The 19,855-nt window shown below is 73.0% G+C and carries 19 protein-coding genes; 10 read left to right on the top strand and 9 right to left on the bottom strand.

Annotated features, from left to right (window positions below; all coding sequences use genetic code 11):
• Window positions 1-1,581 (top strand): PfaD family polyunsaturated fatty acid/polyketide biosynthesis protein, encoded by a 1,581-nt coding sequence (locus EKH77_RS01240; RefSeq protein ID WP_126912586.1) that lies wholly within the window; start codon window positions 1-3, stop codon window positions 1,579-1,581.
• Here the strand turns inward: EKH77_RS01240 and EKH77_RS01235 are convergent.
• Both EKH77_RS01235 and EKH77_RS01230 read right to left on the bottom strand, forming a co-directional pair.
• Window positions 1,571-2,440, bottom strand: a complete 870-nt coding sequence (locus EKH77_RS01235) for a maleylpyruvate isomerase N-terminal domain-containing protein (RefSeq protein ID WP_126912585.1) — start codon at window positions 2,438-2,440, stop codon at window positions 1,571-1,573. The two genes, EKH77_RS01240 and EKH77_RS01235, sit on opposite strands and share 11 nt — an antisense overlap.
• 51 nt (window positions 2,441-2,491) lie before the next feature.
• Window positions 2,492-3,010 carry a DUF6314 family protein gene (locus EKH77_RS01230; RefSeq protein ID WP_240667166.1) on the bottom strand — a complete coding sequence of 173 codons (519 nt, stop codon included), beginning with the start codon at window positions 3,008-3,010 and terminating at the stop codon, window positions 2,492-2,494.
• Window positions 3,011-3,129: 119 nt separating this feature from the next.
• On the opposite strand from EKH77_RS01230, the gene EKH77_RS01225 reads away from it, so the two are divergent.
• From EKH77_RS01225 to EKH77_RS34705, 3 genes are all read left to right on the top strand, one after another.
• Window positions 3,130-4,146: an NAD-dependent epimerase/dehydratase family protein gene (locus tag EKH77_RS01225; RefSeq protein ID WP_126912584.1), complete on the top strand. Its 1,017-nt coding sequence runs from the start codon at window positions 3,130-3,132 to the stop codon at window positions 4,144-4,146.
• A gap of 75 nt (window positions 4,147-4,221) precedes the next feature.
• Complete coding sequence (locus tag EKH77_RS01220; RefSeq protein WP_126912583.1) at window positions 4,222-5,601, top strand: OFA family MFS transporter; 1,380 nt, start codon at window positions 4,222-4,224, stop codon at window positions 5,599-5,601.
• The gene (locus EKH77_RS34705) at window positions 5,598-5,711 is read left to right on the top strand and encodes an MFS transporter small subunit (protein ID WP_419096297.1); all 114 of its coding nucleotides are present in this window, start codon (window positions 5,598-5,600) and stop codon (window positions 5,709-5,711) included. The genes EKH77_RS01220 and EKH77_RS34705 overlap by 4 nt, the downstream gene beginning before the upstream one ends.
• A gap of 7 nt (window positions 5,712-5,718) precedes the next feature.
• Here the strand turns inward: EKH77_RS34705 and EKH77_RS01215 are convergent, their stop codons facing one another.
• The 4 genes from EKH77_RS01215 to EKH77_RS01200 all read right to left on the bottom strand — a co-directional run bounded on the left by EKH77_RS01215 (window position 5,719) and on the right by EKH77_RS01200 (window position 9,476).
• Window positions 5,719-6,669, bottom strand: coding sequence for a PrsW family intramembrane metalloprotease (locus EKH77_RS01215; protein WP_126912582.1), 951 nt, complete (start codon window positions 6,667-6,669; stop codon window positions 5,719-5,721).
• A 97-nt stretch (window positions 6,670-6,766) separates the two neighbouring features.
• The gene (locus tag EKH77_RS01210; RefSeq protein ID WP_126912581.1) at window positions 6,767-7,723 is read right to left on the bottom strand and encodes an alpha/beta hydrolase; all 957 of its coding nucleotides are present in this window, start codon (window positions 7,721-7,723) and stop codon (window positions 6,767-6,769) included.
• Between the two features lie 237 nt (window positions 7,724-7,960).
• Window positions 7,961-8,377 (bottom strand): hypothetical protein, encoded by a 417-nt coding sequence (locus tag EKH77_RS01205; protein WP_126912580.1) that lies wholly within the window; start codon window positions 8,375-8,377, stop codon window positions 7,961-7,963.
• A 193-nt stretch (window positions 8,378-8,570) separates the two neighbouring features.
• Entirely contained in the window at window positions 8,571-9,476 is a 906-nt protein-coding gene (locus EKH77_RS01200) for a CPBP family intramembrane glutamic endopeptidase (protein ID WP_240667165.1), read from the bottom strand.
• 147 nt (window positions 9,477-9,623) lie between these two features.
• Here EKH77_RS01200 and EKH77_RS01195 point away from each other — a divergent pair, with 147 nt between their 5' ends.
• Both EKH77_RS01195 and EKH77_RS01190 read left to right on the top strand, forming a co-directional pair.
• Window positions 9,624-10,907 carry a sensor histidine kinase gene (locus EKH77_RS01195; protein WP_240667164.1) on the top strand — a complete coding sequence of 428 codons (1,284 nt, stop codon included), beginning with the start codon at window positions 9,624-9,626 and terminating at the stop codon, window positions 10,905-10,907.
• Complete coding sequence (locus EKH77_RS01190) at window positions 10,904-11,653, top strand: response regulator transcription factor (protein WP_240667163.1); 750 nt, start codon at window positions 10,904-10,906, stop codon at window positions 11,651-11,653. The genes EKH77_RS01195 and EKH77_RS01190 overlap by 4 nt, the downstream gene beginning before the upstream one ends.
• On the opposite strand, the gene EKH77_RS01185 is transcribed toward EKH77_RS01190, so the two are convergent.
• Together EKH77_RS01185 and EKH77_RS01180 are read right to left on the bottom strand one after the other, a co-directional pair.
• Window positions 11,589-13,196 carry an FAD-dependent oxidoreductase gene (locus EKH77_RS01185; protein ID WP_126912579.1) on the bottom strand — a complete coding sequence of 536 codons (1,608 nt, stop codon included), beginning with the start codon at window positions 13,194-13,196 and terminating at the stop codon, window positions 11,589-11,591. The genes EKH77_RS01190 and EKH77_RS01185 overlap by 65 nt on opposite strands.
• A gap of 160 nt (window positions 13,197-13,356) precedes the next feature.
• On the bottom strand, window positions 13,357-14,724 hold the full coding sequence (locus tag EKH77_RS01180; RefSeq protein WP_126912578.1) for an erythromycin esterase family protein: 1,368 nt from the start codon (window positions 14,722-14,724) through the stop codon (window positions 13,357-13,359).
• A gap of 145 nt (window positions 14,725-14,869) precedes the next feature.
• Between EKH77_RS01180 and EKH77_RS01175 the strand changes: the two genes are divergently transcribed.
• Window positions 14,870-16,249, top strand: coding sequence for an erythromycin esterase family protein (locus EKH77_RS01175; RefSeq protein WP_126912577.1), 1,380 nt, complete (start codon window positions 14,870-14,872; stop codon window positions 16,247-16,249).
• Window positions 16,250-16,358: 109 nt separating this feature from the next.
• On the top strand, window positions 16,359-17,207 hold the full coding sequence (locus EKH77_RS01170; RefSeq protein ID WP_126912576.1) for a hypothetical protein: 849 nt from the start codon (window positions 16,359-16,361) through the stop codon (window positions 17,205-17,207).
• Window positions 17,208-17,211: 4 nt separating this feature from the next.
• Here the strand turns inward: EKH77_RS01170 and EKH77_RS01165 are convergent, their stop codons facing one another.
• Window positions 17,212-18,237: a YdcF family protein gene (locus EKH77_RS01165; RefSeq protein WP_126912575.1), complete on the bottom strand. Its 1,026-nt coding sequence runs from the start codon at window positions 18,235-18,237 to the stop codon at window positions 17,212-17,214.
• A gap of 116 nt (window positions 18,238-18,353) precedes the next feature.
• Between EKH77_RS01165 and EKH77_RS01160 the strand changes: the two genes are divergently transcribed.
• Window positions 18,354-19,019 (top strand): HNH endonuclease family protein, encoded by a 666-nt coding sequence (locus tag EKH77_RS01160; protein ID WP_126912574.1) that lies wholly within the window; start codon window positions 18,354-18,356, stop codon window positions 19,017-19,019.
• 101 nt (window positions 19,020-19,120) lie between these two features.
• The gene (locus tag EKH77_RS01155; RefSeq protein ID WP_126912573.1) at window positions 19,121-19,717 is read left to right on the top strand and encodes an HdeD family acid-resistance protein; all 597 of its coding nucleotides are present in this window, start codon (window positions 19,121-19,123) and stop codon (window positions 19,715-19,717) included.
• The last annotated feature ends 138 nt before the right edge of the window (window positions 19,718-19,855 follow it).

Below are 19,855 nucleotides of genomic sequence, written 5' to 3'. Positions count from 1 at the left end.
ATGACGGGCGCGCAGGTGCGGTACGACGCCGACGGCGTCCACGCGGTCCTGGCCGACCTGGACCGCCCCTGCTACATCGTCGGCGACGGTGGCCGCGTCGGCGCCACCAACGTGCCGCCCGTGCCCGGTGACGGCTTCACCGTCCTGGCCGCCGTCGCCCCGCAGCACCCCGACCGGCTGGGTTCTGCCGGGTTCCGCCGGCACCACGGCGTCCGCTACGCCTATATGACCGGCGCGATGGCCGGTGGCATCGCCTGCGAGGAACTGGTCATCGCGGCCGCCCGGGCCGGGCACCTCGCCTCCTTCGGGGCCGCCGGGCTCCCCGAGGCCCGGATCGACACGGCCCTGGAACGGCTGGGGGACGTCCTCGGCACCGCCGGGGTGCCGTACGCGTGCAATCTCATCCACAGCCCCATGGCACCCGCCCAGGAACGCGCCTGCGTCGACGCCTGCCTGCGCCACCGCGTGCGCTGCGTGGAGGCCTCCGCCTTCGTCCAGCTCACCCCCGACCTCGTGCGCTACCGCCTCGCCGGCCTTCACCGCGACCCGGGCCCCTCGGGGGTGCGGGCCGAGCACCGGGTCGTCGCCAAGGTCTCCCGCCCGGAGACCGCCGAACTGTTCCTCCGCCCGGCCCCCGGCGAGCTGACGGCCGCCCTGGTGGCCGACGGGCGCGTCACCGCCGAACAGGCCGAACTCGCCCGCACGGTCCCGCTCGCCGACGACATCACCGTCGAGGCCGACTCCGGCGGGCACACCGACCGCCGCCCCCTCGCCGTCCTGCTGCCCGCCGTCGTCCGCCTGCGCGACCGCGTCGCCCGCGAGCACCCCGCCACCGCGTGGGTGCGCGTCGGCGCGGCGGGCGGCATCGGCACCCCGGAAGCCGTGGTGGCGGCCCTCGCGCTGGGCGCCGCGTACGTCGTCACCGGATCGGTCAACCAGGCCGCCACCGAGGCGGCCACCTCACCGGCCGTCAAGCGGCTCCTGGCGGGCGCGGGCCTCGCCGACTGCGCCATGGCACCGGCCGCCGACCTGTTCGAACAGGGCGTGACCGTCCAGGTCCTCGCCCGGGGCACCATGTTCCCCGGCCACGCCGGCCGGCTGTACCGGCTCTACCGCGACCACGACAGTCTGGCCGCCCTGCCGCCCATGGAACGCCGCTACCTGGAACAACGCGTCCTGCGCCGCCCCCTCGACGACGTCTGGCGGGACACGGCGGACTACCTGGCGACCCACCACCCGGAGTGGCGCGAGCGCGCCGAGCGGGATCCCAAGTTCCGGATGGCGATGGTCTTCCGCTGGTACCTGGCCATGGCCTCGCGCTGGGCCGTCACCGGGGAGGCCGGGCGCGAGGGGGACTGGCAGATCTGGTGCGGTCCCGCCATGGGCGCCTTCAACGCCTGGACCGCCGGCAGCGCCCTGGCCGACCCCGCCCGGCGCCAGGTCACCGCCATCGCCCACCACCTCCTCCACGGCGCCGCCTTCCACGCGCGCGTCACCCAACTGCGGCTGGCGGGCGTGCGGTTGCCCGCCGCGTGCGCGGAGTACCGGCTGCCCGCGGCCCCCGGTGGCGTCAGGGGCTGACGAAGAAGCCGCTGAGCCGGGGGGCCAGCCACGGCCTGCGGCCGCCGGGACGCATCGCGCCACGGACGATCGCCTTCCAGAGGGGGAGACGACGGAAGGCGATCAGCAGGAAGGTCGTCGGGTCGGTCGTGATCCGGCAGTCGTACGCGCGCGGCGGCGCGTCCCGCGTCACCGTCGCGGTCCCGTCGTCGACGACGACCGCCAGCCGTGGGCCGCCCTCGACGGCGAGGTCGAAGGCGATGCGGACGCCCCGCGCCCGGGCCGCGTCGACGGCGAACGGCATCATCGTCGGCATCGACTGCCCGAGCACCAGCCGCGCGTCGTCCGGCGCGATCGCCCAGGGGAGCCGGGCGCCGCGAGCGATGTCGAGGCCGTGCAGGAGGGTCTCGCTCAGCATCATGCCGGTGGCCGCCGCCAGGGTGATGGTGACGCCCGGCCCGTACCAGGGCGTCGTGACGGGCGCGTCCGGCGCGAGCCCCTCGGTGACCCGCAGGAACGTATCGCCTCGTTCCAGGACCAGCTCGCCGAGACGCGTGCGCGCCTCCTCGCCGATCAGGCCGAGCGCCTTGGCGTTGACCGAGGCGACCCGCTCGGCGAAGGTGCGCTCACCTGCCGGCAGCACGCTGTCCCAGTCCTGGAACTCACGCGTGAACGCCGAGCCGTACGCCACGTAGACGGCGCACACGTGTGCGCCCACATCGCCCACCGTCCACGGCGGCACCCCCGAGGGCGCCCCCGGGTCGGCGACGTCACCGAGCAGTCCCGCCAGCCGCCGCACCGCGGCCCGTAACGCCGCACGGGCCCTCTCGTGCTCGGTCCCGTGCTCGGGCCCGGCATCGAACCGGCCGGCAGTACCCATGGGCCACCCCCTCGGCGACGGACGGCCCGCAGGGTACCGCGCGGCTCGTGCTCATGACAGACGGCGGCGGTAGACCGAATGCTGGACGTGCTCCTTGGCCGGGCCGGTCGTCCGCCAGCGCACCCGCCACTCATCGGGGGAGACGACCGTGAAGGCGCCGTCGTAGAGGTCGGCGACGCAGGGGTGGCGCGTGTGCCAGCGGCCCGTGCGGAGGTCCAGGTCGTGGAAGGGGCGGCCGTCGGCGAAGGTCACCTCGGCGGTGCCGGCCGGGCCGGGCAGGAGCCTGAGCGTACGGCCGGCGCGGTTGACCGTGCCGTTCCAGTCCAGCTCGCCGTCCTCGACGTGGAGCAGGCGGGCGCCGTCGCCGTCCGCCCGGAATTCGGCCGTGCCGCGGTACGTCCCGGCCGACCCGGTGGCCAGGTCGGTGAGCGTGCGCTCCACCGTCCAGCGCCCGGTGAGGAACGCCAGGACGTCGGGCACCGGGAACACGGCGGACGGCGAGGGCTGCCCGGTCGGCCCGGACGGCTCGGTCGGCCCGGACGGGGGAGCGGTGGCGGCGGCGGAACTCATGCCCTCAGTATCGCCGCCCCGGCCGTCGGACCCGGGCGCGCCGTTCGCCCTTGGCACAACCGGTCCGCTCCTGGCGTACTCCTGTTCCCCCAGCGGCTTCCGTGCGCAGACTCAGCCACATGAGACTTCTGGTGATCGGTGGATCGGTATTCCTGGGAAGGGCGTTCGTCGAGGAGGGGCTGCGGCGCGGCTGGGAGGTGACGGTCTTCAACCGGGGCAGGACGCAGGCCGACCCGGACGGCGTCCAGATGATCCGGGGCGACCGCGAGCGCCCCGAGGATCTCGCCCGGCTCGCCGCGGCGGGCCCCTGGGACGCGGTCGTGGACGTCTGCGGGTACATCCCCCGCGTCGTGAAGGCCTCGGTCGAGGCACTGGCCGGTTCGGCGGCCACCTATCTGTACGTGTCCTCCATCAACGCCCGCCCCGGCTGGCCCGCCGAGCCCGTGGACGAGAGCTCGCCCCGGCACGAGTGCGCCCCGGACGCGGGCCCCGACGACGGCGACTACGGCAAGCTCAAGGTCGGCTGCGAGCGCGCCGTGCAGGAGGGCTTCCCCGGGCGCGCGCTGATCATCGAACCCGGCCTGATCATCGGGCCGCACGACCTCGCGCGCCGCCTCACCTGGTGGCTGCGCCGGGCCGCGCAGGGCGGCAGGATGGTCGCGCCGGGCGCGCCCGGCCGCGAGATGCAGCTCGTCGACGCCCGTGACATCGCGGCGTTCGGCCTGGACCGAACAGTCGCCGAGGACGCCGGGACGTACCTGGTCAGCGGCACGCCCGCGAACACGACCTGGGGCGAGTTCCTGGGCACGTGCGTGGCCGAGACCGGCGGCCGGGCGGAACTGGTCTGGGTGGGCGACGAGGTCCTGCTGGAGCACGAGGTCGCCGTCTGGACCGAACTCCCGCTGTGGGCCCCGGAGCACGGGGAGACGGCCGCTGTCTGGCGGCCCAGCTCGGCCAAGGCCGTCGCGGCGGGGCTGCGCTGCCGTCCTGTCGCGGAGTCCATCCGCGACACCGCCGCCTGGCTGTTCGGCCCCGGCGGCCTCGACGAGGCGTTCGGCCCCGACCGTACGGGCCGGGAGGCCCGGCCCCTCACGCCCGAACGGGAGCAGGTCCTGCTGGCGGCCGCGGATCGGTGACCCCCGGTAGCCCGTAGCCCGTAGCCCGGAGCCGCGCTCTTCCGGCGCGGCTCCGGCGGGCTGTACGTTCCGTCCATGCCCGCCCGATCCCGTACCGTCGCGCCGCCCGGGTGGAGCCGCTGGCTCGTGCCGCCCGCCGCGCTCTCCATCCACCTCGCCATCGGTCAGGTCTACGCCTGGAGCGTCTTCAAACCACCGCTGGAGGCCTCGCTGGGGCTCTCCGGCACCGCGTCGGCGCTGCCGTTCCAGGTGGCGATCGTCATGCTCGGCCTGTCCGCCGCGTTCGGCGGCACGCTGGTGGAACGCAAGGGGCCGCGCTGGGCCATGGCCGTCTCGGCCCTCTGCTTCTGCTCCGGGTTCCTGGTGGCCGCGTGCGGGGCGGGCACGCGGCAGTACTGGCTCGTGGTGGCGGGCTACGGCCTCATCGGCGGCACCGGCCTCGGCATCGGCTACATCTCGCCCGTCTCCACCCTCATCAAGTGGTTCCCCGATCGGCCGGGACTCGCGTCCGGCATCGCCATCATGGGCTTCGGCGGCGGCGCGCTCATCGCCTCACCCTGGTCCACCGCGCTGCTGGCCGCCTTCGGCAAGGACCCGGCGGGCATCGCGAGGACGTTCCTCGTCATGGGCCTCGCCTACGGCGTCTTCATGACGCTCGGCGTCCTGCTCATCCGGGTGCCCCCGGACGGGCACGGGGACGACGAGGACGGGCGTGGGGCGGGCGCGGGCGCCGCACCGGCCCGTCGCCCCGCGGCCGCCACGGCCCGGGTGTCGGCCCGTACCGCCCTGCGCACCCCGCAGTTCTGGTGTCTGTGGGTGGTCCTGTGCGCCAACGTCACCGCGGGCATCGGCATCCTGGAGAAGGCCGCACCGATGATCACGGACTTCTTCGCCGAGTCCTCCTCGCCCGTCACGGCCACCACCGCCGCCGGATTCGTCGGCCTGCTCTCGCTCGCCAACATGCTGGGCCGGATCCTGTGGTCCTCCGTCTCCGACGCCGTCGGCAGGAAGCACGTCTACCGGCTCTACCTCGGCGCCGGCGCGCTGATGTACCTGCTGATCGCGCTGACCGGCGGCTCCTCCAAGCCCGTGCTCATCGTCTGCGCGGCCGTCATCCTCTCCTTCTACGGTGGCGGCTTCGCCACCGTTCCCGCCTACCTCAAGGACCTCTTCGGCACCTACCAGGTCGGCGCGATCCACGGCCGGCTGCTCACCGCCTGGTCCACGGCCGGCATCCTCGGACCCCTCATCGTCAACGCGATCGCCGACGCGGGGAAGTCCGCCGGCCACACCGGGCCGGGCCTGTACACCACGTCCTTCTTCCTCATGATCGGCGTGCTGGCCCTGGGCTTCGCCGCGAACGAGTTCATCCGCCCGGTCCACCCCCGCCACCACGAACCGGCGGGCGCGGAAACGAGCGCCGCCGTCGCACCGGACGAGGGAGTCGCGCTGTGACCACCGGCCGAAAGGCACTGTTCGTGTTCAGCTGGCTGTGGGTGGGAGCGCCCTTCGCCTACGGCGTCTACGAACTCACCCTCAAGTTGCGGCAGCTTTTCACCGGCTGAGCACTGCTCACGGTGTGCTTCCGCGCCCCGCCCGCCGGGTCAGGGCCGTCAGCCAGACCACCCCCAGCAGCGCGACGACGATCAGCCCGCCGTCGGAGAACAGCGTGTAGAGGTGCCGCTGCTCAAGGGTGGGATGCGGCATGTAGCCGCTGTCGAACAGGGCACGCTGTTGCGCGTTCGCCGTGAGCGCGTAGACCAGCCAGACCGCGATGCCGTTGACCGAGTCCCACAACGCGTGCAGCACCGCCACCCCCACGTACGTGCCGAGGACCCGGCCCGTGAGCCGGAACCGGCCGTCGCGCCCCCGGTCGGAGAGCAGGGCCGCGCCCAGGACGGCCGTCCACAGGCCATGGCCGAACGGGGCCAGGACACCGCGCAGGATCTCCGTCTCCACGAGGTCCCGCAACGGCCGCCCGTGGAGGGTGAACAGGGCGTTGAACGCGTAGCCGGAACTCTCGAACGCCGCGAACCCGAAACCGACCGCCGCGCCCAGCACCAGCCCCGCGCGCAACCCCCGGACGTCCGGATACCGGCGCAGGACGAACATCAGCGCCAGGGCCTTGACGGCCTCCTCGATCAGGCCCACGCCGAGGAACAGCGTCAGGGAGGGGTGGAGCAGGTAGTACTCCAGGACGGACGCCCCGAGGACGCCCAGGATCCCGCCGACGACGAAACAGCCGAGCAACAGGTCCACGCCCAGGACCCGGCCGTGCTTCTCATAGGCCCACAGCGTGAAACAGCAGGGGACGAGGAAACTGCCCAGCAGGATCAGCGTCGGCAACAGGTTCGAGTTCTGCGTCGTGTACGTGACCACGACGGCGAGCACCCACAGCACCAGTCCGCCGAGCAGGCACCGCCACCACAGGCCCGGCCTCGGGGCGGCGGAAGGGGCCCGGGGCGGCGGCTCCGGGGCGGGTGCCGGCCGGGGCCTGCTCGGCCGGCCGGGGGCGTCACTCATGGGCGCTGGATCCCTCTGCGACAGTCGAACTCTCGGGCGTCCGCTCGCTTCCTTCAGTGGCCGCCCGCTACCGGCGGCAAACACCGGGAGCGGGCATTCACGCGTTCGGCGGCGCCACCCCGTCCAGCCGCCCCTTGAACCGCGCGAGCAGCTCGCCGACGGCGGCGTCCGCGGCGGCGGACACCGGGAACAGGTTCAGGAAGCCGTGGATCAGCCCGGCGTAGGTACGGACGAACACCTCCACACCGGCGTCCCGGAGGGCCCGCGCGTAGGCCAGGCCCTCGTCGCGCAACGGGTCGTACTCGGCGGTGGCGATGATCGCCGGAGCCAGTCCGGCGAGATCCCGTGCCCGGAGCGGCGACACCCGCGCCGAGCCGCGCACGGCGGGGTCGTCGCCGGCGTAGAGGTGCTGGATGTCGGCGATGTTCGCACTGGTGAGCAGATACCCGGAGCCGTTCTCGGTACGCGAGGGGTACTCGCCGTCGAAGTCGGTCGCCGGGTAGGCGAGCAACTGGGCCGCCAGCGGGCGGCCCTCGTCCCGGAAGGTCTGGGCGATCACGGCGGCGAGGTTGCCGCCCGCGCTGTCCCCGGCCACGGCGACGCGGTCGCGCCGCGCCCCGTACTCCTTGATGTGGTCGGTGACGTGGCGCGCCACGGCCAGGCAGTCCTCGTAGGGGGCGGGAAAGGGGTGCTCGGGCGCCCGGCGGTAGTGGACGGCGACGACGACCGCCCCGGTGTCCCGGCACAGCCGGCGCGTGACGTGGTCGTGGCTGTCGAGGTCGCCGGTGATCCAGCCGCCGCCGTGGAAGTAGACCACCGTGGGGACCGGGCCCTCGTCCGCGGGCCAGTAGATCCGCACGGGGACGTCCCCGGCGGGCCCGGGCACCGCGCCGTTCTGCACGGAACCGACGTCGACGGGCTCGGCCGGCGCCGCCCCGGCGGACAGCCGCCGCTCGGCCTCCCGCAGCACCTCGGGGTCGGTCGTCCGGACGGGGGCGGCGGCGACGGCGTTCGCCCGGTCGAGGAGGCCGGCGAGATCCGGGTCGAGGGGCATGGACGGTGCCCTTTCCTTCGGACGGGGAAATGGACGGGCCCGTCCGGAGGAAATGTCCGCGGACGCGGCGCATGCCGCCATGATGAACGGCGATCACCCCACGGGCCACTCGTGCGGTCCCGATGGCCCATCACCCTGCGCCGCCGCGCGGCATTTCGGGGAAATGAAAAAAGGCGACCCCCGGTCGAGTGGTCGCCTTTACGGACGGGCGCGCGGACACTGCCGCCGCCCGGTTCCCTACGCGGGGCCGTCGAGAGCCGGCTTGGCGGCCTTGGCGCGGCGCTTCTTGGCCTGCTGCGGGAGGGGCTGGGCCTCGCGGGAGGCGTCCAGGAACGGCTTCAGGGCCTCCAGGAGCTTCTCCAGGGACTCCTTGCCGAGGTCCACCTCACGCCGCTCGTGGGTCACGCACGGACGGGTCGCCAGCTTGTGGCTGCCGTCCTCGTTGAGCTCGTCGGTCTCGTATTCCTCGGTGCCCAGGACCGGGGCCAGGATCTCGACGGTGTAGACGTCCTCCGTCACCTCGGGATCGAGGTCGTCGTGGAAAATACGCCGCCAGTACGTTGTGATTTCCTGCCCGCCGACCGGAACGGAGACCGGCTCGACGCCGGGCGCTTCCTTTTCGGATTCTTCAACCTGCTCGAACTTGACTGCCATTGGGCACTCCTTTTTCGCGGTGTCAGCCCCAAACGATATAAGAAACAGGCGTGTTGGGCCAATCGGCAAGGCGGGCGGAACCTTTGGGGTGAAGAGGGAATTTCGCCGCTTCCGGGATGGGCCGCCGGACGACGGGTCGTCTCTTCTCCTACAGGCGGGCCGGTATGACGGTCCGACGGTAACGGCCGAATGGTCAATGCCCGGTTTCCGCCGCCGCTCGTCGGCGGGCGGACGACTTTCCCCGCAGGAGCGCGCCGACGGCGATCACGGCGCACGCCAGGGCCATCGGGGCCGTCGTCAGCAGCGTCACCGTGTTCACGCCGAGGCCCGCGCGCTCGCCGAGGAGGAAGCCGGTGAGCAGCGAGAGCACCATGTTGTTCCCGCCGTGCGCCAGGGACACCACCCACACGCTGCCGCTGCGGTCGTAGAGCCAGCCGAGCAGTACCTCCTGGAACAGGAACGACACCGTCCAGACAGCGAGCCCCAGCGGCAGATCGGAGAACTCGATGTAGCCGGTGAACGCCAGCGGATAGTGCCACACCGCCCAGATCAGCCCGGTCGCCACCGTGGCCCGCAGCGGGCGGCCCGGGCACAGCCGCTGCCGGAGGAAGGGCACCCAGCCGAACTCCTCCCCCCAATAAACGGGCGTCAGGAGCGGGACGACCAGCATGAGCAGCGGAACGAACGCCCAGGCGGGCAGCCCGCCGGAGAGGTCCGTGAGGGAGGAGAGGCCGGGCGTGCGCCACCCCAGCGCTCCCGCCAGCCCCACGGCCGCGGCGGCGAAGACCAGCGGCCCCAGCCACGCGGCGAGGTAGTACGGCCACGCGCCCCGGAACCGGAACCTCAGCCCGGCCCCGGCGAAGCCCTCCCTGGTCACCCAGCGGCGCACCACCACCGCGGCGAGCGCGGGCATGAACCCGAAGGGCAGTTGGACGAGCGGGTCGACCAGCGACAGCCCCCACCACGAGTGGGCGGCGTACAGATAGAGCCAGCTCCCCGAGAAACAGACGGCCAGGAAGGCCACCACGCCGTTCCGGCCGCCCGCGTCACCACTTCGCGCCACCTCGGGCGCGGTGCTCATCGCGGTCCGCGATGCCATGAAAGAACCCCCGTCTCACGAAGTCGTTGCGAATTCCCGGCAAGCCTCGTTCGCGGGACCGGCCGGCACATCCCGGTGACGGGGGAGCTCGCGTATCGCTCGCGCGGGGGAGGCGGGCCGCCGGAAGCCGCTGCGATACTCCCGGGCGTGCGTCTTCCGATACATCCGCTCCGTCCGCTGATACGTCCGCTGATACGTCCGTTCCGCCCGCCGACGAGCGGCGACACCCTCCGAACCTGGCTCCACGGACTGCTCGGCGCCGCCGTCGGCCTCCTGCCGCTCGCCGCCGCGTCGCTCGTGGTCGCGACGGCCCCGCGCGACTGGCCGGCGCCGGCCCGGACCGCCGTGCTCCTGACCGCGTGGGCCGCCCTCACCGTCGCCGCCGGCTGCTCGCGCCGGGCGCGGAGCGCCTCCGTCCGCGTGGCCAACCGCCTGCTGGGCACGGACCTGCCCGCCCCCGTCGCGGCGGCGCGCCCACGCGGCGCCGACCGGCTCCGCACGGGCACGTGGCTCCTCCTGCACACGGTGGCGGGCGGCGCGCTGACGGCCGTCACCGCCTTCGCGTCGGCGACGGCCGTCGCCCTGCCCGCCGTGTGGCTGAACGGCGGCGACCGCGTCACGATCCTCCGCCCCCTGGACGTGCCCGGGGGAGCGGCCGGGCTGTGGACGCTCCCGGTGGCCGCCGCGCTCCTCGTCCTGGCGGGCCACGCCTGCGCCGCCGTCGCCGCCCTCCTCCGGCGCGCCGCCCCCGCGCTCCTCGGCCACGGACCCGCCGAACGGCTCGCCGCACTCGAGTCGCAGATGCGCCGGATGGCGCAACGCAACCGGCTCGCCCAGGAGTTGCACGACTCGATCGGCCACACCCTGACGGCGTCCACCATCCAGGCGGCTGTGGCCAGGAGCCTCATGGACACCGACCCGGCCGCCGTCCGCCGTGCCCTCACCGGCCTGGAGGAAGCCTCCCGCGCCGCCATGGACGACCTCGACCACGCCCTGGGCATCCTCCGCGAGGAGCACACGGCCACGGCCCCGCCGCTCACCCTGGCCGACCTCCACACGCTGGTCGACCGGGTCCGCCACACGGGGACCGACGTCCGCGCGGACATCACCGGCGACCCGGCGGGCGTCCCCGCGACCGTGTCCCGGGAGGCCTACCGGATCGTCCAGGAAGGGCTCACCAACGCCCTGAAGCACGGCGGCCGCTCCCCGGTCCGGCTGCGCGTGACGGTCACACCCGCCCTCCTGGAGCTGGAGATCGCCAACCCGGTCCCCGGCCGCGCCCGGCCACCACGCGCCGAACGACGCGGCAGGGGCCTCACCGGCATCCTGGAACGCGTGGAACTCCTGAACGGCGAGGCCGCGACGGGACCGGCCCCCGACGGCACCGGCTGGCTGCTCGCCGTGCGCGTCCCGCTGAGGCAGGCGCCGTGACCACGACCGTCACCGTCCTCGTCGCGGACGACGAGGAGCTCACCCGCACCGGCCTGCGCACCCTGCTCTCCGCCCTGCCCGGCCTCGACGTCATCGGCGAGGCGGCCGACGGCCACCAGGCCCTGGCCCTCGCCGAGGAGCTGCGCCCCGACGTCGTCCTGATGGACGTGCGGATGCCCGGCATCGACGGCATCGAGGCCACCCGGCGCCTCCAGACCACCCTCGCCGGGCCCCCGAAGGTCGTGGTGATCACGACCTTCGGGAACGACGCGTACGTCTACGACGCCCTGCGCGCCGGCGCGGCGGGCTTCGTCCTCAAGCGAGCCCCGTCCGAACAGATCGGCCACGCCGTGCGCCTGGTCGCCACGACCGACTCCCTCCTCTTCCCCGACAGCGTCCGCCGGCTCGTCGCCGCCCGCCCCGGGCCGCCGCCGCGTCCGCCGCGCGGCACGCCCGCCCTCACCGGCCGCGAGCGGGAGATACTCCGCCTCATGGCCAGGGGCCTGTCCAACACCGATATCGCCGGCCATCTGATCGTCGGCCTGGAGACGGTCAAGACCCACGTCAGCAACCTGCTGGCCAAGCTCGGCGCCCGCAACCGCACCCAGGCCGTGATCCTGGCCTACGAGTACGGGTACGTCGTCGCGGGCGCCGGCGACGGGCCGATCGGCGACGGACCGGTCAGCGGGGCGGACGAATGGACAGCGCGTGCCGGAACTCGTTCCTGGGGTCCCAGTGCGCCTTGACGCGCTGGAGCCGCGCGTAGTGGCCCTTGTAGTAGAGGGTGTGCCACGGCGTCCCGGACGTGTTGAACGCGGGGTCGGCGAGCTCGGCGTCGGGGTAGTTGATGAAGCACCCGTCGCTGTTCGTGCCGGGCGCGGGCACGCCGCCGCTGTCGGCGTACACGGCCCGGTAGAGGTCGCGCAGCCAGGCGAGCTCCGGCCCGCCGTCGTGCTTCGGGTCCTCCCAGCCGGTCAGGTAGACCGCCTTGAGGATGGAGTCCCGCTGGGCGACGGCCGTCGCGTCCGCCGGGACGGTGTTGACCTGCCCGCCGTAGGAGACCAGCCACAGCGAACCGGGGAGCTCGCCACCCGCCTTGCCGGTGAGGTGTTCGTGGAGGACCGCGATCTGACGGTCCGTGAAGCGCTTCCGCAGGTAGCCGGACTTGGCCTTGAAGAACGACGGCGCGGACTCCGTCACGTTCGCGTTGACCTCGAGCCAGGGCCGGTCCTCCCGCTTCACCGTGGGCCGGGCCCCCACCCCCCGGCCGACGGCGGCCACGTAGTCGTCCAGGAGGCGCCGCGCCCCGGAGCCCGTGGAGTCCAGCTGGCCGACCAGGTCGACGGTGCCGTACTTGCGGGAGTTCAGCATCAGCACGCTGAACAACCCCGCGTAGGGCGAGCCGGGCGCGCTGTTGTTCTCGTACCAGGTGCCGTGGTCGCGCACCAGCCGGGCGAAGGAGGCCTCATCCAGGTCCTTCCACGACCAGGAGGCGGTGAAGGTGAGGACGGACGCGGGCGGGCGGGGCAGCAGGCGGGCGGGGTCCGACCCGGTGGCCGCCGGGTCCCGGAACCAGTAGCGCGTGACGATCCCGAAGTTGCCGCCCCCGCCACCGGTGTGCGCCCACCACAGCTCGCGCAGCGGGCCGGACGAGTCCCGGGTGGCGACGACGCTCGACGCCTTCCCGGACGCGTCCACGACCACCACCTCGACGCCGTACAGATGGTCGACGGACAGCCCGTGCCGACGAGACAGGGCACCGTACCCGCCGCCGAGCACATGCCCGCCGACGCCCACCTCGGCGGTGGCCCCCGCCGGGATGGACACGCCCCACTCGGTGAACAACCGCCGGTACACCTGGCCGAGCAGGGCACCCGGCTCGACCGCGAACGCGCGCCGCGACGCGTCGTAATGCACGGCGGTCATGGGGGAGAGGTCGATGAGGGCCTTGACGGACGGGTCGTCGACGAAGCTCTCGAAGCAGTGCCCGCCACTGCGCACGGCGACGCGTCTGCCCTCGCGCACGGCCTGCTGGACGGCCTCGACGACCTGCTCGGTGGTGTCGGCCACCCGGACGTAGTCGGGTCTGCCGACGAAGCGGGCGTTGGCGCCGCGCCGGGTGAGCGACGGGTAGCGCGTGTCGTCGGGGCCGATGGCGGCGGGGCCGGACCGGGCCGGCGCGGCGGCGGCCGCCCGCCCGGTGGGCGTCGCGGCCGCCTCCGGTGCGGACAGCCCCGCGGCAGTCGCCCCCAACGCCGCCGTGCCGGCGAGCACTCCGCGTCGTGTCATGTCCGTCAAGGCATGCTCCTGTCGCTGTTCGATGCGAGGAAACGGTGCACGCCCAACGGTCGTGGATCCGAAGGGGGATGACATCATCCGCGATGACCAGTCGCGTCTCCGACCCAGGGAGTAGGCGCACCCCGGCGAAGCCGGGGGCGGGGCCGGGCGGCTACGGCCGAGTGAGGGGGACGGACGCGCCCACCTCGTGCAGGTGCATGACGATGTCGTAGCCCCGGCCCAGCGCGAGCGGCCACGCCGTCTGGTAGGGATACCGGCCGGGGATCATGAACGTCGGACGGGCCGTGTCCAGCCAGCCCGTCAGCGCGGGGTCGCGGCGCGCCTCGCGCAGGTCGACGTAGAAGTCGCGGTGGCGCACCTGGTCGAGGACGTACTCGTTGCTGCCGGGCGCGGCGGCGAAGGGGAACGTCCCCACTCCCGTCGCCGTGCGGGCCCGGTAGGCGCCGCCGTACGCGGACGTGCCGACGGCGAGGTACTCCTTGCCGACGAGCTCGCGCAGGTCCGCGCCCATCGTGACGGGGTAGACGTGGGGCAGGGCCGTCTCGTAGGTGATGTGCCCGTCGTGTGCCGAGAGGAGGATCCGGTCGCCGGTGTTCCGCTGCCACCAGACGGCGTTCTCGGCCATGGCCCGGTCACGGTACCGGTTGGCGGCGAGGGCCTGGGCCGGGTCGTCGCCGTCGAAGGCGTTGGACGCGGCCATCTGCGAGACGACCCGGGCGTCCTGGAGCACCCGGGCATCCCGCTTGGCGGCCCCCTCCAGCAGCCGGTACGCGGCGTCGGCGTCCTCGGCCATCTTCTTGCGCTCGGCGAGCGGGAGGGCGCCGTACGCGGCCAGCCGCTCGGCGACCCCGCCGCGCAGCGCGCGGAGCGCCGCGTACCGCTCGCGCAGCTCGGGGACGAGCGCGGGCGTGTTCCGCCCGGCCCAGGCGAAGAGGCGGTCGTACTGCTCTGGGTTGACGTCGGAGAAGTCGACGCCGACGATCCGGACCTGGTGGGCGCTGGTGCGGTTGTGCTCGCGCACCCAGCTGAACAGCCGCAGGTACTCCTCGGTGTCGTCCAGGCCGTAGGCGTCCTGGAACTCGTCGCCCATGATCTGCCGCAGGTCGCCCTCGCCGGTGCGGACGTAGGCGTCGATGCGGGCGGCGGCCGACCAGTTGATCTCCATGGCGAAGGCGGAGAACCCCTCGCGCGTCACCAGGTGCCGCAGCAGCCGGTCCTTGAGGGCGAAGACGTCCCCCGAGCCGTGCGAGACCTCGCCTATGCCGACGATGGAGGCGCCCCGCGTCGCCTTCCCGAACGCCTCCAGGTCCGCGCCGGACCCGCCCGGCTGGGCGCCGCGCAGCCGGTGGGCGTACCGGTCGAGCCCGGCCACCACCTGACGGTCCGGCGCGGCGGTCGCGGCGGCGGGGGACGGGGCGGCCTGCGGCCGCCCGGCGGCGGTGGCGGCGGTGGCCGGGCCCAGCAACGCGGTGACGGCGAGGGCCAGGGACGCGGAACGACGTATGGTCATGTGTCTCATACATGCTGTTATACAGATTGACTTATGGGGCACTTGAGGCGGCTGAGACCGCCAGTCGCCAGAGAACGAGGTGGGGCCAGCCCCACCCACAACACGGGGACATACCGGATGGGCTCATGCCCGCCCGGCGACAAAGCTGAAGCGCATGAAGCCCACCCAACGACACCCGGCCACCACCTTCCTGACCCTCCTTCTCTGCCTGGGCGCGTCCGCGGCCACCACCCCCGCCCTCGCGGCGACCACACATGAGGACGACCGCGTCGTCCGGGCCGTCGAGAGCGTCGCCCACCCGCTGCGGTCCACCGAGCCGTCCGGCCCCTCGGACGACCTGCGCCCCCTGGACCGCATGGTGGGCGACGCGCGCGTCGTGGGAATGGGCGAGGCCACGCACGGCTCCCATGAGTTCTTCGCCCTCAAACAGCGCGTCTTCCGCCACCTGGTGCGCGACCGGGGCTTCCGCGCCTACGCCCTGGAGGCCCCCTGGAGCACCGGCCTCCGGCTCAACGACTACCTCCTGCGTGGAAAGGGCGACCCCGAGCGCGTACTGCGCGAGGACTTCCAGGACGCCTATCTCTCCTGGAACACCCGCGAATACCTCTCCCTCGTCCAGTGGATGCGCTCCTGGAACGTCGCCCACCCCGGCGACCCCGTCCGGTTCATGGGCAACGACATCGCCTACGCCGGCCCGGAGCTCTACGACCGGGTCCTCGACTACGCCCGTACCGCCCACCCCGCCCTGCTGCCCGAGCTCACCGGCCTCTACCGCGACCTGCGCCCCACGACGGCCAGCGGCCCGTACATGCGCGCCTACCTCGAGCGGCCGCTCGCCGAACGGCAGGACAAGGCCGCCCGCGCCCGGCGGGCCCTGGACCTGCTCCGGAAGCAGCGGCCGGGCCCTGGCCGCGCGGCGGGCGAGGCGTACCGGTGGGCCGTCCAGAACGCCCTGACGCTCCGGCAGACCGCCGACCAGTACGCCTTCGACTTCGGCAAGCAGGAGGGCGTCGCGGCGGCCATGCGCTTCCGCGACGAGGTCATGGCCGACAACACCGCCTGGTGGCAGCGGAACACCGGCGACAAGGTCCTGCTCTCCGCCCACAACGGGCACGTCGGCTACGCGAGCTCCGATCCCGTGAACTACCCGAAGTCACAGGGCGCCTTCCTCCACGACCGCCTCGGGACGCGCTACGTCGCCGTCGGGCTCTCCTTCGACCAGGGCTCGTTCAACGCGACCGGGCCGGACGACCTGCCGCTGGGGAAGAACGTCAAGAAGTTCACCGTGGGGCCCGCCGCCCTCGGCAGCAACGAGCACACCCTCGACCGCGTGCGGATGCGCGACTACTTCCTGGACCTGCGCACCGCACCGGCCCCCGCCCGCGACTGGCTCCGCCAGGCCCGGCCCACCTACAGCATCGGCACGGCCCATCCCTTGCCGAGCCACCCGGTCGCCCTGGGCCGCGGCTACGACGCCCTGATCCACCTCCACCGGGTGCGCGCCTCCGACCGCCTTCCGGGTGAGGACGACTGAAACCTCCGGCATGACCCGGACGGCCGGATTCGCACCCCCGCGTGTTCCGTGCCGAGCCGGCCCGGGGAAGGGATGACGCGGACCGGAAGCCGATCGGAAGGGCCGGGGAATGGGGACAGACGCCGCGGACAGGGCGGACCACTGGGGCAAGAGCAGTTTCGACGACATCTACGACCGGCCCGACCCCCGCGCGTACTTCACCCGGCTGGCGCCCCTGCGGTACCAGATCCCCCACCACGCCCAGCCCGTCTTCCGGGCCCTGCTCGCCGACCGGGCCCGCGCCCACCCCGGCGGGCCGGTCACCATGGTGGACCTGTGCTGCTCATACGGCATCAACGCCGCCCTGGTCAACCACGATCTCACGCTGCGGGAGCTCTACGAGCACTACACGAGCCCGCGGACGGCGGAGCTGTCCCTGGACGAACTCATCGCCGTCGACAAGGAGTTCTACGCCGGCCGCCGCCGCGCCGACGCCGTCCCCGTAGTCGGCGTCGACGCCTCGCCCCGGGCCGTCGGCTACGCGGCGGCCGTCGGCCTGCTGGACACCGCCTTCGCCGCGAACCTGGAGACCGTACCGGCGGGCGCCGCCCTGACCGAGGCGCTCGCCCCGGCGGGCCTGATCACCGTCACGGGCGGGCTGAGCTACATCGGGCCGCGCACCTTCGACACCGTCCTCGCCCCGTCCGGCGGACGGGCCTGGGTGGCGGCCTTCGTGGTGCGTCCCGTCGACTTCCGGCCCGTCGCGGCGGTGCTGGGGCGCTACGGGCTGGTCACACGGCCGTCCGGGGCCCCGCACCGGCAGCGCCGCTTCACCGACCCGGACGAGCGGCGGCGCACCCTGGAGAGCCTCGCGGCGGCCGGTCTGGACCCCGCCGGGCGCGAGGCGGAGGGCTACTACCACGCCGTCCTCCACGAGGCCCGGCCCCCGGAGGACTGGGACCCCTCGCTCAGTGGATGAACACTCAGTGGATGAACACGGCCGCCACGCCGAAGAGGGCGAGCAGACCGCAGATGGTGAAGTTGACGAGCTTGTGGTTGAGGAAGACGGCGACGAACTCGCGGATCGTCGCGCTCGGCCAGAAGTACGCGGCCGTCGGGGAGCCGACGACCTGGCCGTTGACGCCGGTCTTGCGGGCCATGAGCGCGGCCCGGAAGGCATGGAAGTTATTGGTGACGATCACACAGCGGTAGCCGGGCTTCGCCTCCGCCATGATCGCCTTGCTGTAGAGGAGGTTCTCCTCGGTGGTGCGGGACTTGTCCTCGCGCCGGACGTGCTCGGCGGGGAAGCCGCGTTCGGTGAGGTAGTCGGCCATGGCGTGGGATTCCGGAAGCTGTTCGTCCGGGCCCTGGCCGCCCGAGGTGATCAGGACCGGCGGCTTGCCGCGCGCCGCCTGCCGCTCGTACACCTGGCGCCCGCGCTCCAGCCGGCTGGCGAGCAGGGGCGGCACCTTCGTCCCACCGATGAGCCCGGAGCCGAGCACCACCACGAAGTCGACGTTCCGGCGCGGCCGCATCCAGCCGTACAGGAAGGCGTATCCGATGAAGCAGAAGAACAGGAACGACACATAGGCGGCGATCATCACGGTGGTGCCCGTGACGATCGTCAGGTTCCGGGAACGGGTGGCGGCGGACGCGATCGTCAGGCCGATGAGGCCGAAGATACCGAGACCGGCGAGGAACGAGAGCAGGTTGGCCGGGCGCCGGCCCTCCTTGCGGATCATCTTCACGCCGTTGGCCAGCAGCAGCGCCGGCAGGACGAACGCGCCGAGGAAGGGGATCAGGAGGAGCCCGGCCGCGATCCACTCCAGGGCGTGCACACCGCGATCACCGCCCGCCGCGGCCGCGCGCAGCAGACTGAACAACAGGCCGAACAACAGGCATATACAGGTGAGCCCGAAATGGACCGCGTTGCTGAAGCGCCGTCGGTCGCGCAACACGCCGATGCCGAAGAGGAGAAGGAACAGGGCTGCGGGGGCATAGGCGATCACGACTGCATCGTACGCGGTGTGACGATCCGTCTGAACATGGCGAAGCGGCTCTCCGGCGCGCCTTCGGACGGGCGAATGCGCCGGGCGGACGCGGGGCGGCCGCTAAGTATTCGCGCATGATCACTTCTCGCGCCCGGCGGCGCGTCGCCGCTGTTCTGGGGCTGGCCGCCGCCCTGGCCCCGTTCGTCGCCGCGTCGGCGGTATCCGCCCCCTCGGCGGCCTCCCACCGCGTGACGCCGGAACCTCCGGCGGCCGACGCGGTCCGCGCCGAGCTGGACGGGCTCAAGGTGGAACCGCCGCATTCGATGTCGGGCTACTCCCGGGCGAGGTTCCCGCACTGGATCAAGCAGTACGGGGAGTGCGACACCCGTGAGGTGGTCCTGTCGCGGGACGGCTCCGGCGTCACCCAGGACTCGATGTGCCGGGCCGTCGCGGGCAGCTGGTACAGCCCGTACGACGACAAGACCCTCGACTCGGCCTCCAAGGTGGACATCGACCACATGGTGCCGCTGGCCAACGCCTGGCGCAGCGGCGCGGACAACTGGGCCACCGACAGGCGCAAGGCGTTCGCCAACGACCTCGACAACGCGCAGCTGTACGCCGTCTCCGCCTCCTCCAACCGCTCCAAGGGCGACCAGTCGCCGGACCAGTGGTCGCCGCCCAACCAGGACTTCTGGTGCGTCTACTCCCGCTCCTGGGGACACATCAAGAGCGTGTACGGGCTGAGCGTCACCCAGCCCGAGAAGGACAAGCTCGTCGCGATGCTCGACACCTGCGACTGACGCGTCGCGGTCCGGCTCCTCCGCGTCGTGTTGTCGGTGTCCCCCATCTGTGCAAATCTGGACGAAGGGGTGAAGGGGCGATCACGTGGGGAGCGCGTGCCATGACTTTCTCCCTCAACGAATCCCAGGGGCCCGACGGGCTCCGCGAAGACCTCAGCCGACTGGCGCACGCGGGCTGGCAGACGCTCCTGGGCGCCGGCATCGCCTCGGTGGCCCTGGGGGCGATCGTGCTGGCCTGGCCCGGGGCGTCACTGCTGGTCGTCGGGATCCTCTTCGGCCTCTACCTGCTGGTGATCGGCGCCTTCCAGCTCGCCGGCGCCTTCAGCGCGTACATCCCCGGCGCCCTGCGGGTGCTGGGCTTTGTCAGCGGCGCCCTGTGCGTACTGCTGGGGCTGTTGTGCTTCCGTGAGCCCGCCCGGTCGATCCTGCTGCTCGCCCTGTGGATCGGTTTCGGCTGGCTGCTGCGCGGAGTGATGCTGGCGGGCGTGGCGCTGTCGCACAAGGGCATGCCCGCCCGCGGCTGGCAGGTGTTCGTCGGCTTCCTCAACGTGCTGGCCGGGATCGTGATGATCGACCTGCCCTTCCGGTCGATCGCCGTACTCACCGTGGTGACCGGGGTGTTCCTCGTCGTCATGGGCGTGTTCGAGGTCTTCCACGCCGTCCGGCTGCGCGGCCTCCTCAAGAAGGCGACCGGCTGAGCCCCGCTCGACCCGGAAAGGGCCTCGCGCCTGTCGTGGGCGCGAGGCCCTTCCGCCGTATCTGCACCACACTTCGACCCTATAAACATACTCAGCTACGTACGGATGAACGTACGTCGCCGATGCTGCGCGGATGCC

Origin of the sequence: Streptomyces luteoverticillatus, assembly GCF_003970715.1 — a bacterium.
GTDB classification, from domain to species: Bacteria; Actinomycetota; Actinomycetes; order Streptomycetales; family Streptomycetaceae; genus Streptomyces; species Streptomyces abikoensis.
Note: the sequence above shows the minus strand (reverse complement) of the source record. Positions and strands in the feature narration are given on the sequence as shown.